Origin of the sequence: Streptomyces sp. NPDC052301 (assembly GCF_044593395.1) — a bacterium.
Taxonomy (GTDB): domain Bacteria; phylum Actinomycetota; class Actinomycetes; order Streptomycetales; family Streptomycetaceae; genus Streptomyces.
Window position 1 is genome coordinate 18,555 of record NZ_JBIUBE010000008.1, and the last position, 22,497, is coordinate 41,051.

A 22,497-nucleotide genomic window follows, 5' to 3' on the forward strand; every position below is an offset into this window, starting at 1 on the left:
TCTGTCGAATTATCGAATGCGAGGGTTGAACCAGTGCCCCAGCATATCATCCACTTTAGTGACATGTTCGAGCACTTGCTGTCGTGTTGCCGTAGGGTGGGCTCGGTAGAAATCGTTCCAGGACTTACGTATCTCGCTGAGGTGGATTCTACTGTTGATGTCTCCCTTTGGTATTCCGCGCAGATTTTCGAGAGAATGTATCTCATCCGCCTTAAACAGGTTGGGGTAGCGTTTCAGGACCTGTTGCTCGATGGCGTGATGGACGACGACTTTTCCCTTGAGTTTCGGATGTGCATCAAAAAAGGTCTGCTTGTATTTGTGGTTGGTCGTGCTTCCGACGGATCCTTCCTTTCGAGTAGGAATCTCCTTGCCGAGAGGAGTTGTCTTGTCGTTCTTGGCATTCTGTGCGGCAGTCTTGCAGGGAGTCAGCCCCAGGGGGTCAGCCCAGAGATGCGGGTTGTGCACATATGAGGATGGATTCGGGGAAGGTGTCAGGCCCAGCGGGTCAGGTGTGAGGTACCGGGCGGTTTCTGGATCGTATTGGCGGAAGTGGTTGTAGTGGAGGCCCGTTTCGGGGTCGTAGTACTGGCCTGGAAAGCGCAGGGGGGTGTAGGTCACGCTGTTTGCTGGCCAGGCCGTAGTGCCCCAGAGGGTGCTTCGGGCGCGCCAGGCTATGTTGCCTTGTTCATCGATGAGTTCGCTGGGGGTGCCGACGAGATCAGTGACGATTGCGAAGAATCGGGAGTCGATTTCCTCCTGTGAGTCTTCGGTCGCGGTGATCCGTTCCGATTGGGCGAGGGGCAGTAGGTCTTGGTGGTCCCAGGTGAGGGTGACCGGGTTGGGGAGGTCGGGGGACGTGGTCGTTTGTTCGCAGAGGGTCGTGCCGTCCCACGTGAAGTCGACGCGTTCGACGACCGTTTGGCCGTCCTCCGCCAGGCGGAGTTTGGCCGTGCGTCGGTCCAGGGGATCGTACGTGTAGCGCCAGCGGGTGCCGTCCGGGGTGATCACTGAGGTCAGGCGGTCCTCGGTGTCCCATTCGTAGCGCCAGGTGTCCGGCCTGCGGGACAGGCGGGTTTTCTGGCGCAGGGTGATGCGGCCCAGGGCGTCGTGTTCGTAGCGGACGTTGCCGGCTCGGGTGATGTGGGTGCCCGTGTAGGTGCGGGGGCCGGTTGCCTCTGCGCCGGGATGGGTCGTGGGCCAGCTCGCCTGGGTTTGGTTGCCTGCCTCGTCGTAGGCGTAGCGCTCCGTCCAGCCGGCCGCGTGGACAGCCGTCACCCGGCCCGTCGCGTCCAACTCGAAGCGGCGGCTGCCGGACAGGTGGTCGTCTATGCCGATCAGGTTGCCGTCGGCCCTGTAGGTGTACGTCCGCTGTTGGATCCTGCGGGCCTGGGTGCCGGTCACCGACTGGGTTGTCAGGCGGCCCATCGCGTCGAAGGAGTGCTCCAGCGTGACCGTGTCGCCGAACTGACGGGTGAGCTCACGGCCCGTCTCGTCGTACGTGAAGTCGATCGAGCGGCCCGATGCCACCATGCCGGTGCGGCGGCCTGCCGGGTCGTAGGACCAGGTGGAGACCGCACCCGCGGGCGTCGTGCGGCCGGTGCGGCGGCCCAAGGCGTCGTACGTGTACGTCACCGTGCGGCCGTCGACCGTCTCCGAGTGCAGGCGGCCGTAGCGGTCTCGCAGCAGCGTCAGCATGGTGCCGTCAGGGCCCGTCGCCTGGGCTAGCTGGTCCGTGAAGTCGTAGGCAAACGTCGTGACCAGCCCCGCCGCGTCCTTGCGGAGCACTTGGCCCAGCTCGTTGCGTTCGAAGGAGGTCACCTCGCCGAGAGCGTTCCTTCGCGTGGTCAGACGGCCCGCTGCGTCGAACTCGTACGTCAGCGTGCGGTCGTCGAAGTCCGTCTCCGTGACCAGGCGACCGGTGGCGTCGTACTCGTACTCCCACGTCAGGCCCTGCGGGTTGGTGACCTGCGTCAGGCGCAGTTCCGTGTCATGGGCGAACTCGTAGCGGACGCCGTCCGGGCCCGTGCGGGCCGTGAGTAGGTCGAAGTGGGTGTATTCGAAGTGGGATACACCGCCCAGGGAGTCGGTGTGGCTGGTGCAGTTGCCCTCGCCGTCGTAGGTCCACGCTTCCGTGGTTCCGTCCGGGGCGGTGCAGTGGGTCAGGTGGCCCTCGGTCGACCACTGCAGTCGGGTTGTGGCTCCTGAGGGGTCGGTGATGGTGACCGGGCGGCCTTGGGCGTCACGTTCGTAGCGGGTCACCGCCCCGAGTGGGTCCGTCACCTCCAAGGGGAGACCGGCCCGGTCACAGGCCACGTTTGTTTCGTTGCCCAGCGGATCCGTCACCAACGTCAGACGGCCGGCCTCGTCGTACGCGAACCGCGTGGTCCGGCCCGCCGGGTCCGTCACCGACGTGCGGTTGCCCCGGTCGTCGTACGTCTGGCGGATCACCGTGCCGTCGGGGTTCACCACCTTCAGCGGCAAGCCCAGGACGTTGTACTCCGCCCTGGACTCACGGCCGTCAGGGCGGACCATCCGCGTGAGGTTGCCCGTCGCGTCGTACTCGAAGGTCGTCGTGTGGCCCAGCGGGTCCGCCGTGGAGAGCAGGCGGTTGTAACGGTCTCGGACGTAGCGGGTGGTCGCGCCGACGGCGTTCGTCTCGGCGATTACCTGGCAGCGAGCGTTGACCAGGTAGTGGGTGGTGTGGCCGTGGGAGTCGGTGATGGTTGTGGTGCGCTCTCCGGTGTCCGGGTCCACCGGCCCGTAGGCGAAGGCGGAGCGCAGGTGGCCGGCGTCGCCGGATTGGTGGGTGCAGCGGTCCTCGTCGTCGTAGACGTAGGTGAAGTGGCTGTCGTTGGTGTCCGTCCAGGAGGTGATGCGGCCTTGGGCGTCATAGCCGAAGACGGTGGGGTGGCCTGAAGAGTTGTAGACCTCGGTGAGGTGGCCGTCGGTGTAGCCATAGCGGATCAATTCCTGGTCCGTGCCGTCCGCTGCGGCGCCTGCCAGGTGCAGCGCGGTGATCCGGCCGTCGGCGGCCGACAGCAGCAGGCGGTAGCCGCCGCTGTGAGTGACGGCGCGGGGCGTGCCGTCGGTGCCGTGATCGAAGGTGATCCAGTTGCCGTTGCGGTCGTCGATCTGTTCCAGAACCGCCAGGCACTCGGAGCGGTCAGCGAAGTGGCGTACGTGACCGGAGTCGGGGTCGGTGAGGGTGTAGCCGTCCTCGACTCGGTCCAGCAGCCAGCGTGGGCCGTGGGTGGGCAGCGTCGGCAGGCCCGGGGCCGGGTGCGGGTAGGCGAGGGCCAGGCCGTCCTCCCCCACGAAGACCACGCCCTCCTGGTCGATCTCCAGGCGCTGGTCGAGCGTGGAGGACCAGGTCGGGCCGAACCAGCCCCCGAGCCGGTACGCGGACTCGAACTGGCGCCTGACGATCAAGGGCAGGGCGCCCGGAAGGGAGACATCGGTCTGCGGCAGCACCATCCGGCCGGTCGCGACGTCGACCGGGTCCTTCTCGCAGACCTTCTCGACCGGGCGCCGCGAGACGTCCTCCGCGCCCTTGTCCACCGTGTCCCGGGCGGTCTTGCGCAGTCCTTGCTCGGCGGCCGAGCGCATCATCCCCGCCTCCGCCGCGTCCCGGGCGAGGCCGGCTTCCATTCCGGCGCCGTCACCGAGGAGGAGCTGGGGCAGCATGCGGCCGCCGAACTCCGAGGGGTCCTTGCGGAACTCGTCCCAGGTCTGTTTCAGGGCGCGGTCGGGGTGTGAGCCTGTGGAGACCAGGCCCGAGAGGGTCATGCTGATGTTCTGCAGGTAGGCGGCGGGGTGGGTGACGTTGTAGGGGTCGGTGGGGTCCAGGCCGCGGACGAAGGTGATCAGGCCGGCGGTGCCCTTGATGACACCGCCGTCGAAGTGGAGGAGCTCGGTGTGCGCGGCGTCTGAGCCGTCCCCGAGGTTCGCCTTCAGACGGGTGAGGGGCGGCGGCTTTGCGGGAGCGTGGGCCAGGGCCTTCTCCACTGCCTTGGCGGCGCCCTCGGCGGCTGTGTTGCGCTGGGTGCGGGCCTCGTGGAGGACTTCCCTGGCGCGCTGGATGTCCGCCAGTCCGGGGTCGTGGAACTTCGCCGGGCGGGGGCCGGGGTCGTCGCCCGATTTCAGGGCCGCGTTGTAGGTGTCGACCTTCCTGTTGTAGGCGTCCGCCGCCGTCTTGGAGGCGTGGGTGCCCTTCTTGTACAGGTTCAGGGCGTGCTGGGCCTGCTCCTGTGCCCAGGTGACGGTCTCGGCGTAGGCGTCGAGGGTGGTGGCGGCGTCACGGCAGGCGTCCGCCGCGTGCAGCCATTTCACCGGGTGCATGGCGAACTTCTTGCGGAAGGTGTCGGCCGCCTCGCCCTGCCAGGACGACGAGTCCAGCTTGCGCATGCCCTGGCCGACGTTGTCGAAGGCGCTGTGGAAGTCCTTCAGGTGGGTGGCGGAGGCCCGGATGGCCTCAGGGGCGCCGTGGACCAGTTCCGAGGCCAGCTCGGTCTCGCCGAGCTGTTTCTCGCCAGGGGTCGCACCGAGTTCCGAGGCGGCGTAGTCGCCCACGGCCCTGACGACGTCGGCGTACTTGTGCTCCCCGACATAGTCCAGGGCGTCACCTGCGACGTCCGTGACCTTGTCGACGCCTTTGCCGACCATCTTCTTGCCGGAGTCGTAGAGGTCCTCGCCCGCTCCTAAGAGCGAGTTGGTGACGTCTCCCAGGCCCATCAGCCTTCACCGCCCTGCTGCCCGGCGGCCTTGGCTCGGGCTTCGGGGGAGGGGCCGAGGGTCTCGTCCAGGAACTGGTTGTACTCCGCGTCCGACATGCCGCTGGGCCGCAGGCCCAGGTTGTCCGCGGCCTGGGAGGTCATGAAGTCCCGGTCGGCGTCCAGCCAGCCCTGCTTGCTGTTGGCCAACGCCTGGTCGAAGGACTCCTTGCTGTAGTCCGCCCCGCCGGCTGCCCCGGACTCGACGATGTCCCCCCAGCCCATTTTCTCCACGTCGGCCTCGGAGGCGTACGGATTGCCGATCAGTGAGTTCGCACCGACCTTCAGCGCGCCGCTGACGTACTGGTCCGTCTCGTAGAACGTTCCCGCGGACAGGCCGACACCCTGCGCAAAGGCGTTGCCCTCCGCCACCAGGGCGCGCACGCCCCACTCCCAGCGCTCGCAGAACGACTTGAACTTCCCCGTCAGGTCGTCATGCCCCAGCTCCATCCCGGACAGCTCCATGTCCGAAAAGCCACGGCCCGCTCCCGCCCAGCTGTCGATGCCGAGTTCCTTCAGCTCGTCGAGGGTCTGGGTGATGCCCTGCGCGATCAGGTTCAGCCGGGTTGCCTTGATGTCCTTGCCCTCGGTCCCGCTCACCGCGACCCCTCCCCGTTCGACTCGACAGCGGCCCGGTCCACGGCCATCGCGTCCGGCACGACCCCCGCCACCGGAGGGAACAGCACGCCCTCGCCCTCGCTGCCCACATCCAGGGCCACCCCGCACGGCACCCCGACCGTCGGCACACCCGCGTCCAGCAGTCGTGCTCCCAGCCACCGCTGATAGGCCCACTCCCGCTCGCCCTCACCGCGCGCGACCGCGAAACGGGCCAGCGCCGACTCGTGCGAGAACGCGTAGATCCAGCGGACACCGCCGAAGTCGGCCGTCAGGAGCGCCTCGCCGGCCTCGTCCAGCGGCACCAGCACCGGCGTACGGCGGAACTCGCCCAGCAGCGCGGCGAACTCGCGGGATGGTTGTGGCTGCTCTGGCACAGACGCGGGCGCGAGACTCGTCCGGTCAGGGGGCGCCGCGTGTTCGGATCCAACCATCTCCGCGTAATCGGACAGCCTTGACCTGCGCATTCCTCCCACTGAGTGGGCGTCACCCCCGTGGTCCGCCATACGTCGGATCATCACACCGACGTGTTGCGGATCGCAACGCGGTACCGCGCTTGCCGAGCAGGTTCGGCCGGATCCGAACCCCCTCTCCCAAGCTGACAGCGCCCGGACCCCACCGGGCCCGGGCGCTGCAAACGTTGCTCAGGAACCGCTCACCTCACGGCAGCGCATGCACATGCGCCCCCACCGCGTTCGACCACGCGTTGCCCGACGACGCGTCCCAGTTCGTCGACCAGGTCATCGCGCCCCGCAGGTCCGGGTAGGTCTTCGACGGCTTGAAGGAGCCGCAGTTGGTGCCTGCCGTCAGGCAGTCCAGGGCGTTGTTCACCACCGTCGGGGAGACGTAGCCGCTGCCCGCCGCGCTGGTCGAGGCCGGGAGGCCGAGGCCCACCTGGGACGGGGAGAGACCGCCCTGGAGCTGGATGCAGGCGAGGGCCGTCAGGAAGTCCACCGAGCCCTGGCTGTACACCTTGCCGTCGCAGCCCAGCATGGAACCGCTGTTGTAGTACTGCATGTTGACGACGGTGAGGATGTCCTTGATGTTCAGGGCCGTCTGGAAGTAGGCGTTCGACGTGGACTGCATGTCGATCGTCTGCGGGGCCATCGTGATGACGAGGGACGAGCCCGCCTTCGACGACAGGGCGCGCAGCGCCTGGGTCATGTAGGTCGCGTTCAGGCCGTTCTCCAGGTCGATGTCGACGCCGTCGAAGCCGTACGTCTGCATCAGGGAGTAGACGGAGTTCGCGAAGTTCGTCGCCGAGGCCGAGTCGTTGATCGACACGGTACCGTTCTGGCCGCCGATCGAGACGATGACCTTCTTGCCCGCCGCCTGCTTGGCCTTGATGTCCGCCTTGAACTGGTCCACCGTGTAGCCGCCGAGGCCGGAGGAGTCGAGGGTGAAGGACACCGCGCCCGGGGTCGAGGTCGCGTCCGCGAAGGCCACCGCGATGATGTCGTACGAGGACGGGACGTCCGACAGCTTCTGGACCTTGGCGCCGTTGTTGAAGTTCTGCCAGTAGCCGGTCACCGCGTGCCTGGGCAGACCCCCTCCGCCGCCACCGGTGCCCGAGGACGCCGTCGTGCCCGTCACCGCCGCCGACTTCGCCGACTCGCCCGCCGCGTTCGTCGCCGTCACCTGGAAGGCGTACGAAGTCGACGCCGACAGGCCGGTCACCGTCGCCGACGTGCCCGTCACCGACATGACCTTCGTGCCGTCCCGGTAGACGTTGTAGCCCGTCGCGCCCGACACCCCGCTCCAGGACAGCGCCACCGACGAGGACGTCGTGCCGGAGACGGACAGACCGGCCGGCGCGGACGGGACGGTCGGGGCCGGGTCGCCGCCCCCGCCGCCGTCGGGTCCGTAGACCGAGACGTCGTCGGCGTAGTAGGCGGCCTGGCCGTACCACCCGTGGGTGTAGACCGTGACCGAGGTCGTCGACGCGCCGGTGGTGAAGGTCGTGGACAACTGCTTCCAGGACGTGGTGTCGGGGGTCCAGGTCGAGACGTCCGTCGTGCCGGTGCCGGTCACGCCCAGGTAGGAGTAGCCGCCCTGCACCCAGGCGCTGAGCGTGTACGTCGAGTTGGGCTTGACCGCGACCGACTGGGTGCACTGGGCGTTGTCCTGCCCGGCCGGAGTCGCCTTGAGGGCGGAGGAACCGGAGTGGGCGGGGGAGGAGACCGTCGTGCCGCTGCCGGCCGAGCACGTCCAGTTGGACAGGCCGGACTCGAAGCCCGCGTTCTTGACGTTGTTGACGTCCGCCGCGGAGGCGGGCGTCGCGGAGGCGAGGCCCGCGACCGAGAGGGCCAGGGCGGTGGCGGCGGACCATGTCACGAGCCGCCGTCTGCGGGGTCTGGGTATGCCTGGAGCGCGGTCCACTGGTTCCTCCGGTGGGGGAAGACGGGCGGGGAGGGGATGAACGACGGTGGCCACCGCTGGGGTACAAGTTGGTCCAGACCAATCTCCGTGTCAATAGGTCCAGACCAGAGGGGGTCGCATATGGCTGCTCAACCTGTCCGCTTTTGGCAGGAGTTGCTCCAGGAGAGTTCCATGCGAGCTTCACAAACGCTGTTCTCCGGCCATACGGCCGTGGATACAGTGCTCAGGTAGTCACGCAGTGAAGTCGGCCCGGCGTACGAGAGTGACACCGGCGGGCCGGCCGGGTGTGAAGAGCGGGGAGCTGCGCGTGCCAACTGCCATCGCCGTGACCAGCGCCGACATGGCGCTGCCAGCACAGGACGAACGGACCGTGCCCGCCGTCGTGTTGAGCGACCTGGACCGGCGCCCGCTGGAGCAGGTCCTCACCGAACTGCAGGCCCTGACCGAGCAGCACGGGTACGTGATCGTCGTCTGCTCCCCGGCCACGCCGGAGCCCGTCCTGAGGCGACTGCACACCCTGCGCGCGCTGCTGGAGAGCGACCGCATCGCTTTCTTCCGGCCCGAGTTGCCGCCGCTCGGCATCGCCGTCCTGGCCCGGCAGCTGCGGCAGCTCGCCTCCTGCGACCTGAGCCCGGGTGTGCTCGCCTCCGCCGGGCGGCTGCTCACCCACTACCTGCACGCCGGTGCCGTCCTCGGCTCCGTCGCCAGGCTGGACCGGGTGCCGGTCGGACTGAAGGCGCACGCCAAGTCGTGGATGCCCGGCAGTCAGTTCGCCGTGCTCGCCCATCCGGAGCCGCAGCTCGTCAAGGTCGAGCCCGACGTCACCCTCATGGGGCCCGAGTTCAACACCTGGATGGTTCTCGCCAGGGGGCAGTTGCAGAGCGACTGGGTCGCCGGGCTCGGCACGCGGTGGAGCGTGCACGGACTGCGCGAGGTCCCGCTGCCCGCCGAGTCCGCGGTGTGGTGGGGGACCGGCCGGATGGTCGAGTTCTGCAGCTACCTCGCCGACCTCTCCGTCCTCTACCAGCTCGTCACCTCGGTCCGGCAGACCGGCTGCCACTGGTGCGGCCTGGACGTCATCGGCGACCGCTGCGTCTTCTGCTCCGCCCTGCCACCGGTGTACGAGCCACCCGCACCCCGCGCCCTGGAGCAGCGCGCGCCCGCCTGACCCGCGTACCGGACCACTCACATCCCGCTCGACCGATTCCCCCAATGAGGTTGCACGGTTCATGAACTCCCGTCAGCGCCGCGGCGTGATACTCCTGATCCTGTCGGTCCTGTGCGCTCTCGGCGCGTTCGCCGGCGTGCTCTCCGTCGTCCACGACGCGAATTCCAAGGTCGGCCCCGAGGTCACCGCCTACCGGGTGCGGTCCGAGGTCAAGCCGTACACGACCCTGGACGCGGGACAGTTCGAGAAGGTCGCGATGCCCAGGCGGTGGCTGTCGGGCACCGCCGTCACCGACCTCCACCAGATCCAGGGCAAGATCGCCGTGACCACCCTGCGGGCCGGTTCGCTGCTGCAGACCGACATGATCGTCGACCAGCCCGCCCTCCAGCCGGGGCAGCAGGAGGTCGCCATCATGATCGACGCGGCCACCGGCGTGGCCGGGAAGATCACCCCCGGGGCCAGGGTCAACGTGTACGCCACCTTCCAGGGCAAGAAGGAAGGCGACCCCGACCAGTCGAAGATCATCGTCACCAACGCGCGTGTCCTCGACGTCGGCCGGATCACCGCTCTCGACCCCGACAGCAGCAAGAACCAGCAGCAGCCCAGCGAGGCCGTCCCCATCACCTTCGCGCTGTCCGCCCTCGACGCCCAGCGCATCACCTACGCCGAGTCCTTCGCCCAGCGCGTCCGGCTCGCGCTGGTGGCGCCCGGCGGCGAGACCAGCGTCCCCGACAAGGACCGCACCTACGAACTCGCGACGGACAAGTGAGAGGCGGCCCGCATGCCCACCAGGATCCTCCCGGCGGGAGCGGACCCGGACGCGGTCCGCTCCCTCACCACCCTGCTCAGCCAGCTCCCCGACGCCGAACCCCAGCCACCGGTCACCGACTCCACCCAGCTGGTGGACCTCCTGGCCCGGCTCGCCGCCGAGTCGATCGACGAACTCCCCGAAGTGGTCGTCGTCCATGAGCGGATCGGACCGGTCCCGGCCCTCGAGCTGATCCGCGAGGTCGCCCTGCGCTTCCCCGCCGTCGGCGTCATCCTCGTCACCACCGACGCGAGCCCCGGCCTGTTCGCCGCCGCCATGGACTCCGGCGCCCGGGGCCTGGTCGCGCTCCCGCTGTCGTACGAGGAACTGGCCAGCCGCGTGCAGGCCGTCGCCCAGTGGTCGACGGGCGTACGGCGCCATCTCGGACACGGCGGCGAGGTGTTCGCCGGCGTGGGCGGGACGGTCGTCACCGTCAGCGGGGCCAAGGGCGGGGTCGGTGCGACCCTGACCGCGATCCAGCTGGCCCTCGCCGCGCAGGCCTCCGGCCGCCCCGCCGCCCTGGTCGACCTGGACCTGCAGACCGGCGACATCGCCTCCTACCTGGACATCCAGTTCCGCAGGTCCGTGGTCGACCTCGCCGCCATCACCGACATCTCGCCCCGCGTCCTCGCCGACGCCGTCTTCCGCCACGACACCGGGCTCGCGCTCCTCCTCGCCCCGGCCGAGGGCGAACGCGGCGAGGAGGTCACCGACCGCGCCGCCCGCCAGATCGTCAGCGCCCTGCGTTCCCGCTACGAGGTGGTCGTGGTGGACTGCGGCGCCCAGCTCAGCGGGGCCGGAGCGGCGGCCGTCGAGATGGCCGACACCGCGCTGCTGGTGACCACCCCGGACGTGATCGCCGTACGCGCCGCCAAACGGACCGTACGGATGTGGGACCGGCTGCAGATCCGCAAGGCCGAGGAGACGACCGTGGTCGTCAACCGGCACACGCGCAGCGCCGAGATCCAACCCGCCCTCGTGCAGCGCATCACCGGCACCGCCCTGGCGCGTACGGCCGTACCGGCCAACTTCAAGGAGCTGCAGGCCGTCGTGGACGCGGGCCGGGTCCACGAGCTGGACGGCAAGAGCACCGTGAAGCAGGCGCTCTGGGGGCTCGCCGGGGAGCTGGGGCTGGCGAAGGCGGCCGAGGGGGCCTCGCACCGGGGCGCCGGCCGGGGAGCCGGCGGCTTTCGGCGGCGGAAGGAGTGAGCGCCCGATGAGACGGCCGGAGCGGGACCGCGGTCAGGTCAGCATCGAGTTCCTGGGCATGGCGCCGCTGATCATCCTCACGCTGGTGCTGATGTGGCAGGCCGTGCTCGTGGGGTACGCCTACACGCTCGCGGGGAATGCAGCCGACGAAGGGGTGCGTGCGGGCACGGCAGCGCCTCGGGGGGAGCGGTTCGGGGTGTGCGAGCAGGCGGCGTTGAAGCACCTGTCGGGGGCGTGGCGAGGGGGTGCCAGTGTGGAGCGGTGCGGTGGGACCGGCTATGTGACGGCTGACGTGGCGATCAAGGTCCCCGTCCTCTTCCCCGGCTCGATCGACTTCCCGGTCACGGTGCACGGCCACGCCGGCGCCGTGGAGGAGGTGAAGCGCTGAGATGCCGTACCGCCGCCGACGCTGCGACGACCACGCCCGCGGCCGGGGCCGCGCCCGCGACCGGGGCCAGGTGGCCATCGAGTACCTGGGGTTCATCCCGGTCCTGCTGATCGTCGGGCTGGCCGGGTTCCAGATAGGGGCCGTCGCCTACGCCGCCGAGCAGGCCGGTACGGCGGCCCGGGCGGGGGCGCGGGCGGCCTCCTTGCGGCAGTCCTATGCGCAGGCCTGCGCGGACGCGGTGAGCGGCGGCATCACGGTGAGCTGCTCGTCCGCCGAGGGGGCGGACGCCGTCACCGTCACCGCGACCGTCCACATCCCCAGGATCGTCTGGGACCTCGGCAACGCCACCAAGTCCGCCACCATGCCGCTCGACCACTAAGCGAGGAGTCGCCGACCCATGAGTCTGCGGGCACGCATCAGCACTCCGGAGGAGCACGGCAGCCGGGGCGAGGACGGGCACCTGGTCGCCTCCTACCGGGCCAAGCTGCTGGAGGAGATCGACCTCGCGGAGATGAGCTCGCTCGCGGCGGCCGAACGCCGGGCGCGGCTGGAGCGGGTGCTCGGGCACATCATCAGCCGCGAGGGCCCGGTCCTGTCGACGGTGGAGCGCTCCCAGCTGATCCGCCGGGTGGTGGACGAGGCGCTCGGCCTCGGCATCCTGGAACCCCTCCTCGAGGACGCGTCGATCACCGAGATCATGGTGAACGGCCCCGACGCGATCTTCGTCGAGCGCGGCGGACGTGTGGAGCAGCTGCCCCTGCGGTTCGTCTCCTCGGACCAGCTGATGCAGACCATCGAGCGGATCGTGTCCACGGTCAACCGCCGGGTGGACGAGTCCAACCCGATGGTGGACGCGCGGCTGCCCTCCGGTGAGCGCGTCAACGTCATCATCCCGCCGCTGTCGCTGACCGGCCCGATCCTCACCATCCGCCGCTTCCCGCGCTCCTTCACCCTCCAGGAGCTGATCTCCTTCGGCTCGCTCGACGAGCACATGGTGTACCTGCTGGCGGGCCTGGTGCAGGCGAAGTTCAACATCATCGTGTCGGGCGCCACCGGCACCGGCAAGACGACCCTCCTCAACGCGCTCTCCGGGCTGATCCCGTCCCACGAACGCATCATCACCATCGAGGACTCCGCCGAACTCCAGCTCCAGCAGACCCATGTGGTCCGCCTGGAGTCCCGGCCGCCGAACGTCGAGGGCAAGGGCCAGGTCACCATCCGCGACCTGGTCCGCAACTCCCTCCGGATGCGCCCCGACCGGATCGTGGTCGGTGAGGTCCGCGGCGGCGAGTCCCTCGACATGCTCCAGGCCATGTCGACGGGCCACGACGGATCGCTGGCGACCGTCCACGCCAACAGCGCCGAGGACGCGCTGACCAGGCTCCAGACCCTCGCCTCCATGTCCGACGTCGAGGTCCCCTTCGCCGCCCTGCACGACCAGATCAACAGCGCGGTCGACGTCATCGTCCAGCTCACCCGGTTCGCCGACGGCGCCCGCCGCATCACCGAGATCGCGCTGCTCGACAGCCACGGCGGGGAGCCGTACCGGCTGGCGACCGTGGCCCGCTTCGACGCCCGGCCCATGACACCGGACGGCCGCGTGTACGGCGCCTTCGCGTACTTCCCCCTCCCGCGCCGCACCGCCGACCGTCTCTACATGGCGAGCCAGCCCGTCCCGCAGGCCTTCGGTGTCGCCCACTCCGTCGACCAGCTCGCCACCCGAGAAGCCAGGTGAACCACCCATGGAACTCCACACCCTCGTCCAGCTCACCACCGGAGTGACGCTGCTGACCTGCGTGCTGGCGGTGGCCGGCGTGCACGCCTACGCCTCGGGCCGGGCGCAGCGTGCCGCACTCGTCGACCGGCTCACGCACACCGGCCCCACCTCGGCGACCGGCCGCAGGCGCCGCTTCCGCGACCTGGACCGGCGGCTGCGCCGTACCCGCCTCGGCCGTTGGCTGGAACTCCGCCTGGCGACCACGGGCCTGGACGTCACACCGGGCGAGTTCTTCGTCTACATGCTCGCCGCGGTCGCCGCGCTCTGGCTGATCGGCCAGGCCGCCCTGGCCCCCTTCTTCGGACCGATCGCCGGGCTGCTGGGCATCGGTGCGGCGGTCCAGTTCCTCAACTGGCAGCGGCAGAAACGCATCGAACGGTTCATCAACCAACTCCCGGAACTGGCCCGCATCCTCGCCAACGCCACCCAGGCAGGCCTCGCGCTGCGCACCGCGATCGGCATGGCGGCGGAGGAGCTGGAGGCACCCGCCGGAGAGGAACTGGCGCGAGTGGCCGATCAGCTGGCGATCGGCCACTCCCTGGATGACGCGCTCGGTGAACTCGCCGGCCGCCTCCCGTCCCGCGAACTCGTCGTCCTCGTCACGACGCTGGTGCTGTCGAACAGGGCGGGCGGCCAGGTGGTGTCCGCGCTGCGGAACCTGACCGAGACGCTGGAGGAGCGCAAGGAGACCCGGCGCGAGATCCGCACCCAGCTCTCCCAGGTGACCATGACGTCGTACGCCGTCCCCGTCCTCGGCATCGGTGCGCTGTTCCTGATGAACGGCGTCAAGGACGGCGCCCTGGCCCGGATGACCGGCTCACCGGTCGGCCAGGCCTGCGTCGTCATCGCCTTCGCCCTGTACGCCGTCGGCTTCGTCCTCATCCGGCGCCTCAGCCGGATCGACGTGTGAGGGGCCCATGGGATTCCTGTTCGCACTGCTGATGGGCGTCGCCGTCGGGGGCGCCTTCGCCGGCATCCGCATGTACCGCGCGGAGGCCAGGCTCCCCGGCGACCTCGCCGTCGCCCTGGAGGTCGGGGCCACCCGCACGGGTGCGGTGGGCTCCGTCATCGACCGGATGGGGATGCGCTACGCCCCCGCCGTGCTGCGCCTGATGGGGCCCCGGCTGGTCGCCAAGTACCGCCGCAAGATCGACCTCGCGGGCAATCCCGGTGGCCTGACCATCGACCGCTACGCGGCCCGCCGTGCGGTCTACGGCGCGCTGGGCGGCGTCGGCTTCCTGGTCTTCCTGCTGCGCGGCCAGTGGTTCGTGGCCCTGCTGCTGTTGCTGTTCGGGGCGTTCTGGACGGAGGTCGGCATCTGGTCGGCGATCCGCGTCCGCAAGGACGTCATCGAGCGCACACTGCCCGACTTCCTGGACGTGCTGGCGGTCGTGGTCAGCGCGGGCCTGGGCTTCCGGCAGGCCCTGGACCGGGTGGCCGCGCACTACGAGGGCCCGTGGGCCGACGAACTCCGCATCACACTCCGCCAGATGGACCTGGGCATGAGCCGCCGCGAGGCCTTCGCGGAGCTCAGGCGGCGGAACGACTCGGAACAGGTGGCGATGTTCGTGACGGCCCTGCAGCAGGGCGAGGAACTGGGCGCGCCGATCGTCGACACGCTGGTCTCCCTGGCCAAGGACATGCGCCGCACCGACGCCCAGAACGCCCGCCGCAAGGCCGCCCGCGCGGTGCCCAAGGCCACGCTGATGATCACCACGTTCATGGTCCCGGCGACGATGCTCCTGCTGGGCGCGGGCCTGCTCCTGGGCTCCGGCGTGGACTTCGGCTCCCTCACGGGGAAGTGAGGGGCGGGTCGTGGCTGCGACGGGGATGACGGGGCGCGGGCGCGGTGTCTCCTGCACGGGCCGGCTGAGGACGCTCGCGGAGCGGGCCGTACGGCGCATGGGGGCGGCGGAGGGGGCGGCGGAGGGGGTGGCGGGCCCGGAGGCCGGCGGTACCACCGGGCCGACGGAGGCGGCGGTAGGTCCGACGAGGACGACGGCCGGGGTTGCCGTCGAACCGACGGGGACGGCGGCCGGGGAGCCGGCGGGTGCGTCGGACGGAATCGTCACCGAGCCGTCCGCGCAGCTTTCCGAGAAGCTCCAGGTGCGCGCACTGCAGGCCATGTGCCGGCAGGTCTTCGGCTTCCGGCTCGCGATGATCGTCCTGGCCGCACCCGCCGCCCTCCTCAACGCGGCCCCGGGTCTGGGCGCCCGCCTGGTCGGCGCGGCCGTGGTGGTCACCTTCATGGGGTCGTACGTCCTCCTCCGCGACTGGGAACGCTTCGGCCCCCTCCTCCTGCGCCACCCCACCCTCCTGGCCGCCGACACCCTCTTCGGCTCCCTCCTCCTGGTATCGGCGGGCCCGGACACCACCCTCGCCTACGTCAGCGTCTGCACCCCGCTGCTGGCCGGGCTGGTCTACAGCTGGCGGGGCGCGGCCTGCTTCGCCTCGCTGCAGGCCCTGATCCTGCTCCTGGTCCACGCCACGCTGAAGGCCGACCGGCACGCCCCCGTGGCCGAGGCCCTGCTCCTTCCCGGCCTGTGCGTGATCGCCGGCGCGATGGGATCCACCCTGCGCAACCTGATGCTCCGCTTCGGCACCGCGACCCAGGCACTGACGACGGCCCAGGCACGGCTGGCGGCGGCGGAGGCGGTCAGCGCGGAACGCGCCCGGCTGGCCCGGGAGATGCACGACTCCGTGGCCAAGACCCTGTACGGCGTGGCCCTGGCGGCCGACGGCCTGGCGACGACCGCCTCGGCTTCCGCGCCCGACCCGGACCGCATCAAGGGCCAGGCGGAACTGGTGTCCCGCTCGGCGCGCAGAGCGGCAGCTGAGTCGCGGGAACTGCTGACGGAGCTACGGCGGGAGACGCCGGGGCACCTGGCGGACAGGTCCCTCTGCCAGGAACTGATGGCGCGTACCCGGGACTTCACCACCCACACGGGCCTCCAGGTGTCGTGCGACTGCGGCCCACCCGACTGCCCGCTGCCCCTCCTGCCCGCGGCCACGGTCCGCCACCTCCTCGCCATCACCACGGAGGCACTGGAGAACGCCCACCGGCACGCGACCGCGACCCGAGTGGACGTGCGCGTAACGGTCCAGGGCGACCTGCTGCGCCTCACGATCCACGACGACGGCCGCGGCCTCCCGCCCGGCACGACACTGGAACGGCTGCGCGCCTGCGGCCACTTCGGTCTGCTCGGCATGGTCGAACGGTCCGCACAGACGGGCGCCCGCATCCGCATCGGCCGTGGTGGCCACGAACGCGGCACGGAGGTACGCGTGGAGCTCCGCTTACCGTCCCCCTCCCCACCTTCCGCCCCCTGAGAGGAGGCCCCGATGCAGCACCCTCACTTTCCCCCGCCCGCGCCGGCATCACCGCCCCTGCGGCTGCTGGTGGCCGACGACAATCCCGTGGTCCGCGCCGGCCTCACGGCCCTGCTGTCGGGCCGTGCGGACACCACGGTCGTGGCGGAGGCGACGGACGGCCGCGAGGCGTACGAGGCGGCGGTACGGCACCGCCCGGACGTGATCCTCCTCGACGTCCGCATGCCCGGAGTCGACGGAATCTCGGCATTGCCGCACCTGGTACGGCTGGCCCCGGTCATGATGCTCACCTACAGCCACGAGACGGAGACCGTGCGGGAGGCGCTGCGGCTGGGGGCGGGGGGATATCTGGTGCACGGCGAGTTCACGACGGAACAGTTGGTGCGGGCGATACGGGACGTCCGGGAAGGACGGCCGCATGTGACGCCGGGAGCGGCTGAGGCGTTGCTGACGGGATTGCGGGCGAGTGCACCTGCACACGGTGAGGGTGAAATCGTAGCGGATGCAAGGAGAATCACCACCCAAGCCCTTTCGCAATTGCAACCACCTGTGGGACAGTCGTCTCGGTCGCGGTTCCGGTTGAGCGAGAGGGAGGCCGAGATCATGGACCTCATCGCTTCCGGCATGACCAACCAGCAGATCGCCGCGGCCTGCTTCATCAGCGAGAAGACGGTGAAGAACCACATCAACCGCATCTTCGCCAAGCTCCAGAGCACGACGAGGTCCCAGGCCGCGGCGAAGTGGCTGGGGGTGGCGTGACGTGGGGACGCGGGGGAGTGCGGGCGGCGGGGAATGGGTCCGGGGTTGGGTCCTGGGGCCCTCCGGAGGACGGCGCGTTGCGGCATACGTTGTCCGGATCGGAGGCGAACCCGGAGGGGACCACCATGAGCAACTGGTTCAACACCACCGTCGCGTATCTGCAGGCCCGCGTTGCTCGCAGCGACAGGGGCCAGACCGCGGTGGAGTACCTCGGCATCATCGCGGTGGTCGTGGCGATCGTGCTGGCGATCACGGGTACGAGCATCGGGCAGACGATCTTCGATGCGATCCGGAACAAGATCAGCGAGGTCACCGGCGGCTGACCTGTCGACGGTCCGACGCAGGGCAGGCCTTCCCCATCTACATCACGGTGGTGGCGGGCCTGCTCTTTCTCGCTCTCGCCTACCTCGCGGTCGGGCAGGCGTCAGTGAACCGGGGTGGGGCCCAGACGGCCGCGGATGCGGCGGCCCTCGCGGCGGCCCAGAACGTGCGGGACCAGCTCACGGCTCAGTGGGAAGAGGTTCTGAGCGACCCGAAGAAGTGGCAGGTCATTCTCGAAGGCAGGTCGCCGGTCGACGATCCGTGCGGGCGGGCCGGAGAGCTTGCCTCCCAGAACGATGCCCAGCTCAATGCCTGTTTCTCTCCTGAGCTGTTGAAATACCAAGCCGACGTGACGACCACCAAGTCCGTCGGCCGCTCCGTCGTACCCGGATCCGAGAACTACAGGTCGAAGGCTTCCGCCACCGCCGAGATCGAACCCCTCTGCAAGTTCCCCGACGAGGGTGCCGACGGCGACAAGCTGCCCCCACTCACCTGCAAGGACAAGGTCTGGCATCTCAAGCCGGACGACACCACCGGGCTCCCGAAGCCCGAAGACCTCTTCGACGTCCACCTGGCGGACTGACGAGCGAACGACCGATGACGAAAGAAGCGGAGCGATGAGCATGCGGTTCACTGCGAAGGTCCGCAGGGGGATGGTCGCATTGGCCGTTGCGGCTGGTCTGGCCGTCGGCGTGGCCGGTTGCGGCGGAAGTGGCGGCGACGACAAGACGCCGGAGCACTCAGCGTCCGCTTCCACGGCGTCAGGGTCCGACCCGACCACCCAGCAGGGCCAGTCGGACCAGCCGCAGGCCGAGCTGAAAGGTTCGGATGGCCTGCTTCTCCAGATCACCTCCGTGCAGCGTGATTCCGGCGGCTTCGTCACGGTGAACGGCACCTTGAAGAACGACGGGGCCAAGGATCTGCTCATTCCGGCAGCCCTGAGTGGCAACGAAACCGAGATCACCAAGAACGGCCCGTCCTTGGGGGGAGCCACCCTCGTCGACTCCAAGGGGAAGAAGCGGTACTACGTACTGCGCGACACCGAAGGGCGCCCCCTCACCACGACCGGCCTGGGTACGCTCAAGGGCGGTCAGTCCCTCCCCGTATTCATGCAGTTCCCTTCTCCACCCGGGGACACCGCCGAGGTGACCCTCCAACTGCCCACGTTCTCCAGCGGCACCGTCAAGATCTCCGGATGAGGGTGAGGCCCAAGTGACCACCACCCGCCTCACCCTCACCACCGCGGCACTCCTCGTCGCCGCGACCCTCTGCGCCACCCCGCCGGCCCAGGCCGACGACACCGACCCCAGTCAGCCCCCCGTCACCGAACCCTCCGCCACCGCCCCGGTGAAGATCGACCCCACCGACCCCGACCTCAAGCTCCCCGAAGGCGCCACCCTCGCCGCCCCCAAGGTGCTGGACATCAAGTCGGTCGTCGAGGACCAGAGTGGGGACGAGCGGCGTGAGGACACCAACGCCGACGTCACCTTCGCGCTCCAGGCCGAAGTCCTCTTCGGCAAGGACAGCGCCAAGCTCGGCGACGAGGCGAAGGCCCGTATCGCCACCATCGCCGAGGAGATCAGGAAGCAGAACGCCACCCAGGTCCGCGTCTTCGGCTTCACCGACGACCTCGGCTCCTCCGCCCACGGAGACGTCCTGTCCAGGCAACGCGCCAACGCCGTCCAGGCCGTCCTGGACCAGGACCTGAACGACCCGGACGTCACCTTCGAGGTCCGCGGCTACGGCGAGCAGTACCCCATCGCCGACAACTCGACGGAGGAAGGCCGCAGGAAGAACCGCCGGGTCGAGGTCACCTTCCCTCGCACCCAGGAGTGAGCCGCTACGCGCCCACCTCGTACTCGAACCAGATCCGATGGGTGCCGTCCGCGTCGATCTCCAGACCGCCGGCCCCTCGGATCCCCGCCAGCGCCCCGGTTCCGCTGCCCGGCACGATCACGAAGAAGTCGGCCTCCCTGCCCTCCCCGAGGGTCGTCCCGGAGTGCGCGAAGTTGAACGCTCCGCTCCGCTCACCCAGTGCCCCTTCGAAGGACTCCATGGCGACATACGTCCCGGTCGCGCTGCCCTGGTCGTAGGCCGCGGTGAACAGCGTCCCCGACACCCCGGTCACCTCCCCCTCGTACCGCTTCCGCATGGTGGCCACCCCGACCGGCACCGCCGTCTCGACCACCGGCTCCGGCAACCGAACCTGGGCCGGAGTGAACTCCTCGACCGTGAACGTTCCTGAAGCTCTCATGCCGGAATGCTAGGCCGGACCACTGACAACGCCCCCGGCCTCGACTCTCACCCGCACCCCCGCCCGCAGCCCCCATCCCGCCATCACGCCGGCCTCCGCCTCCAGGACGTGCCGGGCCCGGAGGCGAGGAAGTCCCAGGCGGCCGGGGGGCATCGTGCGGACGGCGAGGACGGTCAGACGGCGGTCCAGGTAGGCGACGTCGATCGGGATGCGCATACCGAAGGTGTGCACCCCGCTCGCCGGGGACAGCAGCAGCGCCCCGTCGACCGCGTCCCGGCCCAGCAGTCCCTTCGTCCGGGTCCGGTAGGAGGCGGCGATCTCCAGGGGAAGGACGACCGCCGCGTCCTCGCCGCCCTCCGCGCTCGGCACGACCAGCCTTCCGGCGCCGTCCCGCCAGCGTCTGCCCACGTCCCGTCTTTCCACCAACTCGCGTTGCCCGAAACTCGGTTGCTCCCTCACTTCCTCCCCACTAGGAAGAGTCCCATGACTGGACTCGGTGTCGTCTTCCGCCCTCAGCTTCCGCCCGAGCGCCTGCGGGCGGTCGCCCGTGTCGCGGACGACGCGGGGCTCGAGGAACTGTGGCTGTGGGAGGACTGCTTCCTGGAGGGCGGGATCTCGACCGCCGCGGCCGCGCTCGCCTGGACCGAGCGGGTACGGGTCGGCGTCGGACTGCTGCCCGTGCCCCTCAGGAACGTGGCGCTCACCGCCATGGAGGCCGCCTCCCTGCACCGGATGTTCCCCGGCCGCGCGCGTCTCGTCGTCGGCCACGGCGTGCAGGACTGGATGGGGCAGGTCGGCGCCCGCGCCGCCTCCCCGCTCACGCTCCTCGGCGAGCATCTCGACGCCCTGCGCGCGTTGCTGCGCGGCGAGCGGCTCACCGTGCGCGGCCGCTACGTCTGCCTCGACGACGTCGCTCTCGACTGGCCCCCGGAGGGGCCGGCACCCGTCCTCGCCGGCGCCACGGGCCCGCGCACGCTCCGCCTCTCCGGCGCCAGGGCCGACGGCACCGTTCTCACCGCCTCCACCTCGCCGGACGGCGTACGGCAGGCCCGGCGGCTCATCGAGGAGGGACAGAAGGAGGCGGGGCGCGGCGAGCCGCACCAGGTCGTCGTCTATCTGCTCGCCGCCACGGGAGCCGGCGCCGACGCCCGGCTGCGGGCCGAACTCGTCGCCGAGGGGCTGGGGCCGACGTCCGGGGCCGGGGTCGCGGGTGACGCGGACGCCGTGGCCGCGGCCGTACGACGGCTCGCCGAGGCCGGTGCCGACACCGTGGTGCTGCAGCCGACCGGGGACGAGCCCGACCCGGAGGGTTTCGTGCGGTTCGCCGCCGAGGAAGTCCGCCCGCTGGTGCCGTGACCGCAGGTCGCGAGGCGTTGTCAGCGGCGGCTGCCGCACGGCCCGTCGGCGGCGAGAACCGCCGATGACGACCGCCCCCCGTCTCCCGGCCGCCCGTCCGCCGACCCCCCCGCGGTCCTCCCCGCTTCCTGGCAACCGCCCTTCGAGCCGGCCCGGGGAGCGCTGCGGGCCGGCAGCCGGCCCGGTGCTGCACGTCCCGGAGGGGACGGTCGTCGCGGCCGGACGCAACCGCACCCGGGAACCGGACGCGGCTGCGGGCGGTGCAGCACGCCGGAGCGGGTGCCGGACGGCGTGGGCGGTGCGGTACACGCCGGAGCATGCGCCCGGCGGCGTGGGCGCGCGGGAGGCCGTGCGTCCGCCGGAGGCCGGCGTGTTCGCCGCACCGGCCGCCCGGGCGGCGTACACCCTGTTCGCCCCGTCTTGAGCCGGCCCTCCGGCTCGCCTCCCTTCCACTGACCCGCCGCCCACTCCCTCCCCACCCCGGGCGAAATCGAGCGGCCCCCGTCCGCAGCGCCCTGCGATCATGGAGGGCATGGCAGGAAACCGTTCCTTCGAAGAGCTCGTGGCCGAGGGTGTCGCCGTGCCGACCGAGGGGTGGGACTTCTCGTGGTTCGAGGGGCGGGCCACCGAGGCGCGGCCGTCGTGGGGGTACGCCCGTTCGGCGGGGCAGCGGCTCGCCGGGGCCGAGGCCGCCCTCGACATCCAGACCGGCGGCGGTGAGGTGCTGGACTTCGCGCTGGGCACGGCCGAGCCGGCCCGGCCCGGGCTGGTCGCCGCGACGGAAGGCTGGCCGCCGAACGTGGCCAAGGCCACCGCCCTGCTGCGGCCCCGCGGTGTCGTGGTGGTCGCCGCCGCTGACGACGCGGCACTGCCGTTCGCCGACGAGGCCTTCGACCTGGTGCTCAGCCGGCACCCGGTACGCCCGCACTGGGACGAGATCGCCCGGGTGCTGCGGCCCGGCGGCACCTACTTCGCCCAGCACGTGGGACCCGCCAGCGTCTTCGAGCTGGTCGAGTTCTTCCTCGGGCCGCAGCCGGAGGAGGTGCGCAGCGCCCGGGATCCCGAGCGGGAGCGGGCCGACGCCGAGGCGGCGGGCCTGGAGGTGGCCGGGCTGCGGGCGGAGCGGCTGCGGATGGAGTTCCACGACGTCGCCGCGGTCGTGCACTTCCTGCGCAAGGTGGTGTGGATGGTCCCCGGTTTCACGGCCGAGGCGTACCGGCCCCGGCTCCGCGCCCTGCACGAACAGATCGAGCGGCAGGGGCCGTTCGTGGCGCACAGCGCCCGCCATCTGCTCGACGTCCGGAAACCGCGGTCCTGACAGACGGGACGAAAGGGGCGGGAAGGCCGCCCTGTTCACCCGGTGT

The 22,497-nt window shown here is 70.4% G+C and carries 22 protein-coding genes; 16 read left to right on the forward strand and 6 right to left on the reverse strand.

Annotated elements, in window-relative coordinates; all coding sequences use genetic code 11:
• Positions 1 to 9: 9 nt before the first annotated feature.
• The 4 genes from ACIHEJ_RS22900 to ACIHEJ_RS22915 all read right to left on the reverse strand — a co-directional run bounded on the left by ACIHEJ_RS22900 (position 10) and on the right by ACIHEJ_RS22915 (position 7,763).
• The gene (locus tag ACIHEJ_RS22900) at positions 10 to 4,731 is read right to left on the reverse strand and encodes a putative T7SS-secreted protein (protein ID WP_400138335.1); all 4,722 of its coding nucleotides are present in this window, start codon (positions 4,729 to 4,731) and stop codon (positions 10 to 12) included.
• A complete protein-coding gene (locus ACIHEJ_RS22905; RefSeq protein ID WP_400138336.1) occupies positions 4,731 to 5,369 on the reverse strand; it encodes a hypothetical protein in 639 nt (212 codons plus the stop codon). The genes ACIHEJ_RS22900 and ACIHEJ_RS22905 overlap by 1 nt, the downstream gene beginning before the upstream one ends.
• Positions 5,366 to 5,851, reverse strand: a complete 486-nt coding sequence (locus ACIHEJ_RS22910; protein WP_400138337.1) for a hypothetical protein — start codon at positions 5,849 to 5,851, stop codon at positions 5,366 to 5,368. The genes ACIHEJ_RS22905 and ACIHEJ_RS22910 overlap by 4 nt, the downstream gene beginning before the upstream one ends.
• 193 nt (positions 5,852 to 6,044) lie before the next feature.
• Positions 6,045 to 7,763, reverse strand: a complete 1,719-nt coding sequence (locus tag ACIHEJ_RS22915; protein ID WP_400138338.1) for a chitinase — start codon at positions 7,761 to 7,763, stop codon at positions 6,045 to 6,047.
• Positions 7,764 to 8,103: 340 nt separating this feature from the next.
• On the opposite strand from ACIHEJ_RS22915, the gene ACIHEJ_RS22920 reads away from it, so the two are divergent.
• From ACIHEJ_RS22920 to ACIHEJ_RS22985, 14 genes are all read left to right on the forward strand, one after another.
• The gene (locus tag ACIHEJ_RS22920) at positions 8,104 to 8,931 is read left to right on the forward strand and encodes a hypothetical protein (RefSeq protein ID WP_400138861.1); all 828 of its coding nucleotides are present in this window, start codon (positions 8,104 to 8,106) and stop codon (positions 8,929 to 8,931) included.
• A 61-nt stretch (positions 8,932 to 8,992) separates the two neighbouring features.
• On the forward strand, positions 8,993 to 9,700 hold the full coding sequence (gene cpaB, locus ACIHEJ_RS22925) for a Flp pilus assembly protein CpaB (RefSeq protein WP_400138339.1): 708 nt from the start codon (positions 8,993 to 8,995) through the stop codon (positions 9,698 to 9,700).
• 12 nt (positions 9,701 to 9,712) lie between these two features.
• Positions 9,713 to 10,948, forward strand: coding sequence for a CpaE family protein (locus ACIHEJ_RS22930; RefSeq protein ID WP_400138340.1), 1,236 nt, complete (start codon positions 9,713 to 9,715; stop codon positions 10,946 to 10,948).
• 7 nt (positions 10,949 to 10,955) lie between these two features.
• Positions 10,956 to 11,336, forward strand: a complete 381-nt coding sequence (locus tag ACIHEJ_RS22935) for a TadE family protein (RefSeq protein WP_400138341.1) — start codon at positions 10,956 to 10,958, stop codon at positions 11,334 to 11,336.
• A 1-nt stretch (position 11,337) separates the two neighbouring features.
• A complete protein-coding gene (locus ACIHEJ_RS22940; RefSeq protein ID WP_400138342.1) occupies positions 11,338 to 11,715 on the forward strand; it encodes a TadE/TadG family type IV pilus assembly protein in 378 nt (125 codons plus the stop codon).
• 18 nt (positions 11,716 to 11,733) lie between these two features.
• On the forward strand, positions 11,734 to 13,071 hold the full coding sequence (locus ACIHEJ_RS22945) for a CpaF family protein (protein ID WP_400138343.1): 1,338 nt from the start codon (positions 11,734 to 11,736) through the stop codon (positions 13,069 to 13,071).
• A 7-nt stretch (positions 13,072 to 13,078) separates the two neighbouring features.
• Complete coding sequence (locus ACIHEJ_RS22950; RefSeq protein WP_400138344.1) at positions 13,079 to 14,023, forward strand: type II secretion system F family protein; 945 nt, start codon at positions 13,079 to 13,081, stop codon at positions 14,021 to 14,023.
• A 7-nt stretch (positions 14,024 to 14,030) separates the two neighbouring features.
• Positions 14,031 to 14,918, forward strand: a complete 888-nt coding sequence (locus tag ACIHEJ_RS22955) for a DUF5936 domain-containing protein (protein ID WP_400138345.1) — start codon at positions 14,031 to 14,033, stop codon at positions 14,916 to 14,918.
• A 97-nt stretch (positions 14,919 to 15,015) separates the two neighbouring features.
• Entirely contained in the window at positions 15,016 to 16,443 is a 1,428-nt protein-coding gene (locus tag ACIHEJ_RS22960) for a sensor histidine kinase (RefSeq protein WP_400138862.1), read from the forward strand.
• 12 nt (positions 16,444 to 16,455) lie between these two features.
• The gene (locus tag ACIHEJ_RS22965; protein ID WP_400138346.1) at positions 16,456 to 17,202 is read left to right on the forward strand and encodes a response regulator; all 747 of its coding nucleotides are present in this window, start codon (positions 16,456 to 16,458) and stop codon (positions 17,200 to 17,202) included.
• 125 nt (positions 17,203 to 17,327) lie between these two features.
• On the forward strand, positions 17,328 to 17,525 hold the full coding sequence (locus ACIHEJ_RS22970; protein ID WP_363217471.1) for a hypothetical protein: 198 nt from the start codon (positions 17,328 to 17,330) through the stop codon (positions 17,523 to 17,525).
• Positions 17,522 to 18,106: a pilus assembly protein TadG-related protein gene (locus ACIHEJ_RS22975; protein ID WP_400138863.1), complete on the forward strand. Its 585-nt coding sequence runs from the start codon at positions 17,522 to 17,524 to the stop codon at positions 18,104 to 18,106. The genes ACIHEJ_RS22970 and ACIHEJ_RS22975 overlap by 4 nt, the downstream gene beginning before the upstream one ends.
• A 34-nt stretch (positions 18,107 to 18,140) precedes the next feature.
• Positions 18,141 to 18,722 carry a hypothetical protein gene (locus tag ACIHEJ_RS22980; RefSeq protein ID WP_400138347.1) on the forward strand — a complete coding sequence of 194 codons (582 nt, stop codon included), beginning with the start codon at positions 18,141 to 18,143 and terminating at the stop codon, positions 18,720 to 18,722.
• 13 nt (positions 18,723 to 18,735) lie between these two features.
• The gene (locus ACIHEJ_RS22985) at positions 18,736 to 19,359 is read left to right on the forward strand and encodes an OmpA family protein (RefSeq protein WP_400138348.1); all 624 of its coding nucleotides are present in this window, start codon (positions 18,736 to 18,738) and stop codon (positions 19,357 to 19,359) included.
• A gap of 4 nt (positions 19,360 to 19,363) precedes the next feature.
• On the opposite strand, the gene ACIHEJ_RS22990 is transcribed toward ACIHEJ_RS22985, so the two are convergent.
• Positions 19,364 to 19,777, reverse strand: coding sequence for a DUF3224 domain-containing protein (locus ACIHEJ_RS22990; protein ID WP_400138349.1), 414 nt, complete (start codon positions 19,775 to 19,777; stop codon positions 19,364 to 19,366).
• Positions 19,778 to 19,786: 9 nt separating this feature from the next.
• Positions 19,787 to 20,185 carry a DUF192 domain-containing protein gene (locus ACIHEJ_RS22995; protein WP_400138350.1) on the reverse strand — a complete coding sequence of 133 codons (399 nt, stop codon included), beginning with the start codon at positions 20,183 to 20,185 and terminating at the stop codon, positions 19,787 to 19,789.
• Positions 20,186 to 20,224: 39 nt separating this feature from the next.
• Between ACIHEJ_RS22995 and ACIHEJ_RS23000 the strand changes: the two genes are divergently transcribed.
• The gene (locus tag ACIHEJ_RS23000; protein WP_400138864.1) at positions 20,225 to 21,133 is read left to right on the forward strand and encodes an LLM class flavin-dependent oxidoreductase; all 909 of its coding nucleotides are present in this window, start codon (positions 20,225 to 20,227) and stop codon (positions 21,131 to 21,133) included.
• A 532-nt stretch (positions 21,134 to 21,665) separates the two neighbouring features.
• A complete protein-coding gene (locus tag ACIHEJ_RS23005; RefSeq protein ID WP_400138351.1) occupies positions 21,666 to 22,451 on the forward strand; it encodes a methyltransferase domain-containing protein in 786 nt (261 codons plus the stop codon).
• The last annotated feature ends 46 nt before the right edge of the window (positions 22,452 to 22,497 follow it).

Bases quoted from the DNA above. Each gene is read 5' to 3' on its own strand.
- ACIHEJ_RS22980 (WP_400138347.1), top strand. From the start codon at position 18,141: ATGAGCATGCGGTTCACTGCGAAGGTCCGCAGGGGGATGGTCGCATTG.
- ACIHEJ_RS22960 (WP_400138862.1), top strand. From the start codon at position 15,016: ATGGGGGCGGCGGAGGGGGCGGCGGAGGGGGTGGCGGGCCCGGAGGCC.
- ACIHEJ_RS22910 (WP_400138337.1), bottom strand. From the start codon at position 5,851: ATGCGCAGGTCAAGGCTGTCCGATTACGCGGAGATGGTTGGATCCGAA.
- ACIHEJ_RS22965 (WP_400138346.1), top strand. From the start codon at position 16,456: ATGCAGCACCCTCACTTTCCCCCGCCCGCGCCGGCATCACCGCCCCTG.
- ACIHEJ_RS22920 (WP_400138861.1), top strand. From the start codon at position 8,104: ATGGCGCTGCCAGCACAGGACGAACGGACCGTGCCCGCCGTCGTGTTG.
- ACIHEJ_RS22940 (WP_400138342.1), top strand. From the start codon at position 11,338: ATGCCGTACCGCCGCCGACGCTGCGACGACCACGCCCGCGGCCGGGGC.
- ACIHEJ_RS22990 (WP_400138349.1), bottom strand. From the start codon at position 19,777: ATGAGAGCTTCAGGAACGTTCACGGTCGAGGAGTTCACTCCGGCCCAG.
- ACIHEJ_RS22900 (WP_400138335.1), bottom strand. From the start codon at position 4,731: ATGGGCCTGGGAGACGTCACCAACTCGCTCTTAGGAGCGGGCGAGGAC.
- ACIHEJ_RS23005 (WP_400138351.1), top strand. From the start codon at position 21,666: ATGGCAGGAAACCGTTCCTTCGAAGAGCTCGTGGCCGAGGGTGTCGCC.
- ACIHEJ_RS22930 (WP_400138340.1), top strand. From the start codon at position 9,713: ATGCCCACCAGGATCCTCCCGGCGGGAGCGGACCCGGACGCGGTCCGC.
- ACIHEJ_RS22955 (WP_400138345.1), top strand. From the start codon at position 14,031: ATGGGATTCCTGTTCGCACTGCTGATGGGCGTCGCCGTCGGGGGCGCC.
- ACIHEJ_RS22950 (WP_400138344.1), top strand. From the start codon at position 13,079: ATGGAACTCCACACCCTCGTCCAGCTCACCACCGGAGTGACGCTGCTG.
- cpaB (WP_400138339.1), top strand. From the start codon at position 8,993: ATGAACTCCCGTCAGCGCCGCGGCGTGATACTCCTGATCCTGTCGGTC.
- ACIHEJ_RS22945 (WP_400138343.1), top strand. From the start codon at position 11,734: ATGAGTCTGCGGGCACGCATCAGCACTCCGGAGGAGCACGGCAGCCGG.
- ACIHEJ_RS22935 (WP_400138341.1), top strand. From the start codon at position 10,956: ATGAGACGGCCGGAGCGGGACCGCGGTCAGGTCAGCATCGAGTTCCTG.
- ACIHEJ_RS22970 (WP_363217471.1), top strand. From the start codon at position 17,328: ATGAGCAACTGGTTCAACACCACCGTCGCGTATCTGCAGGCCCGCGTT.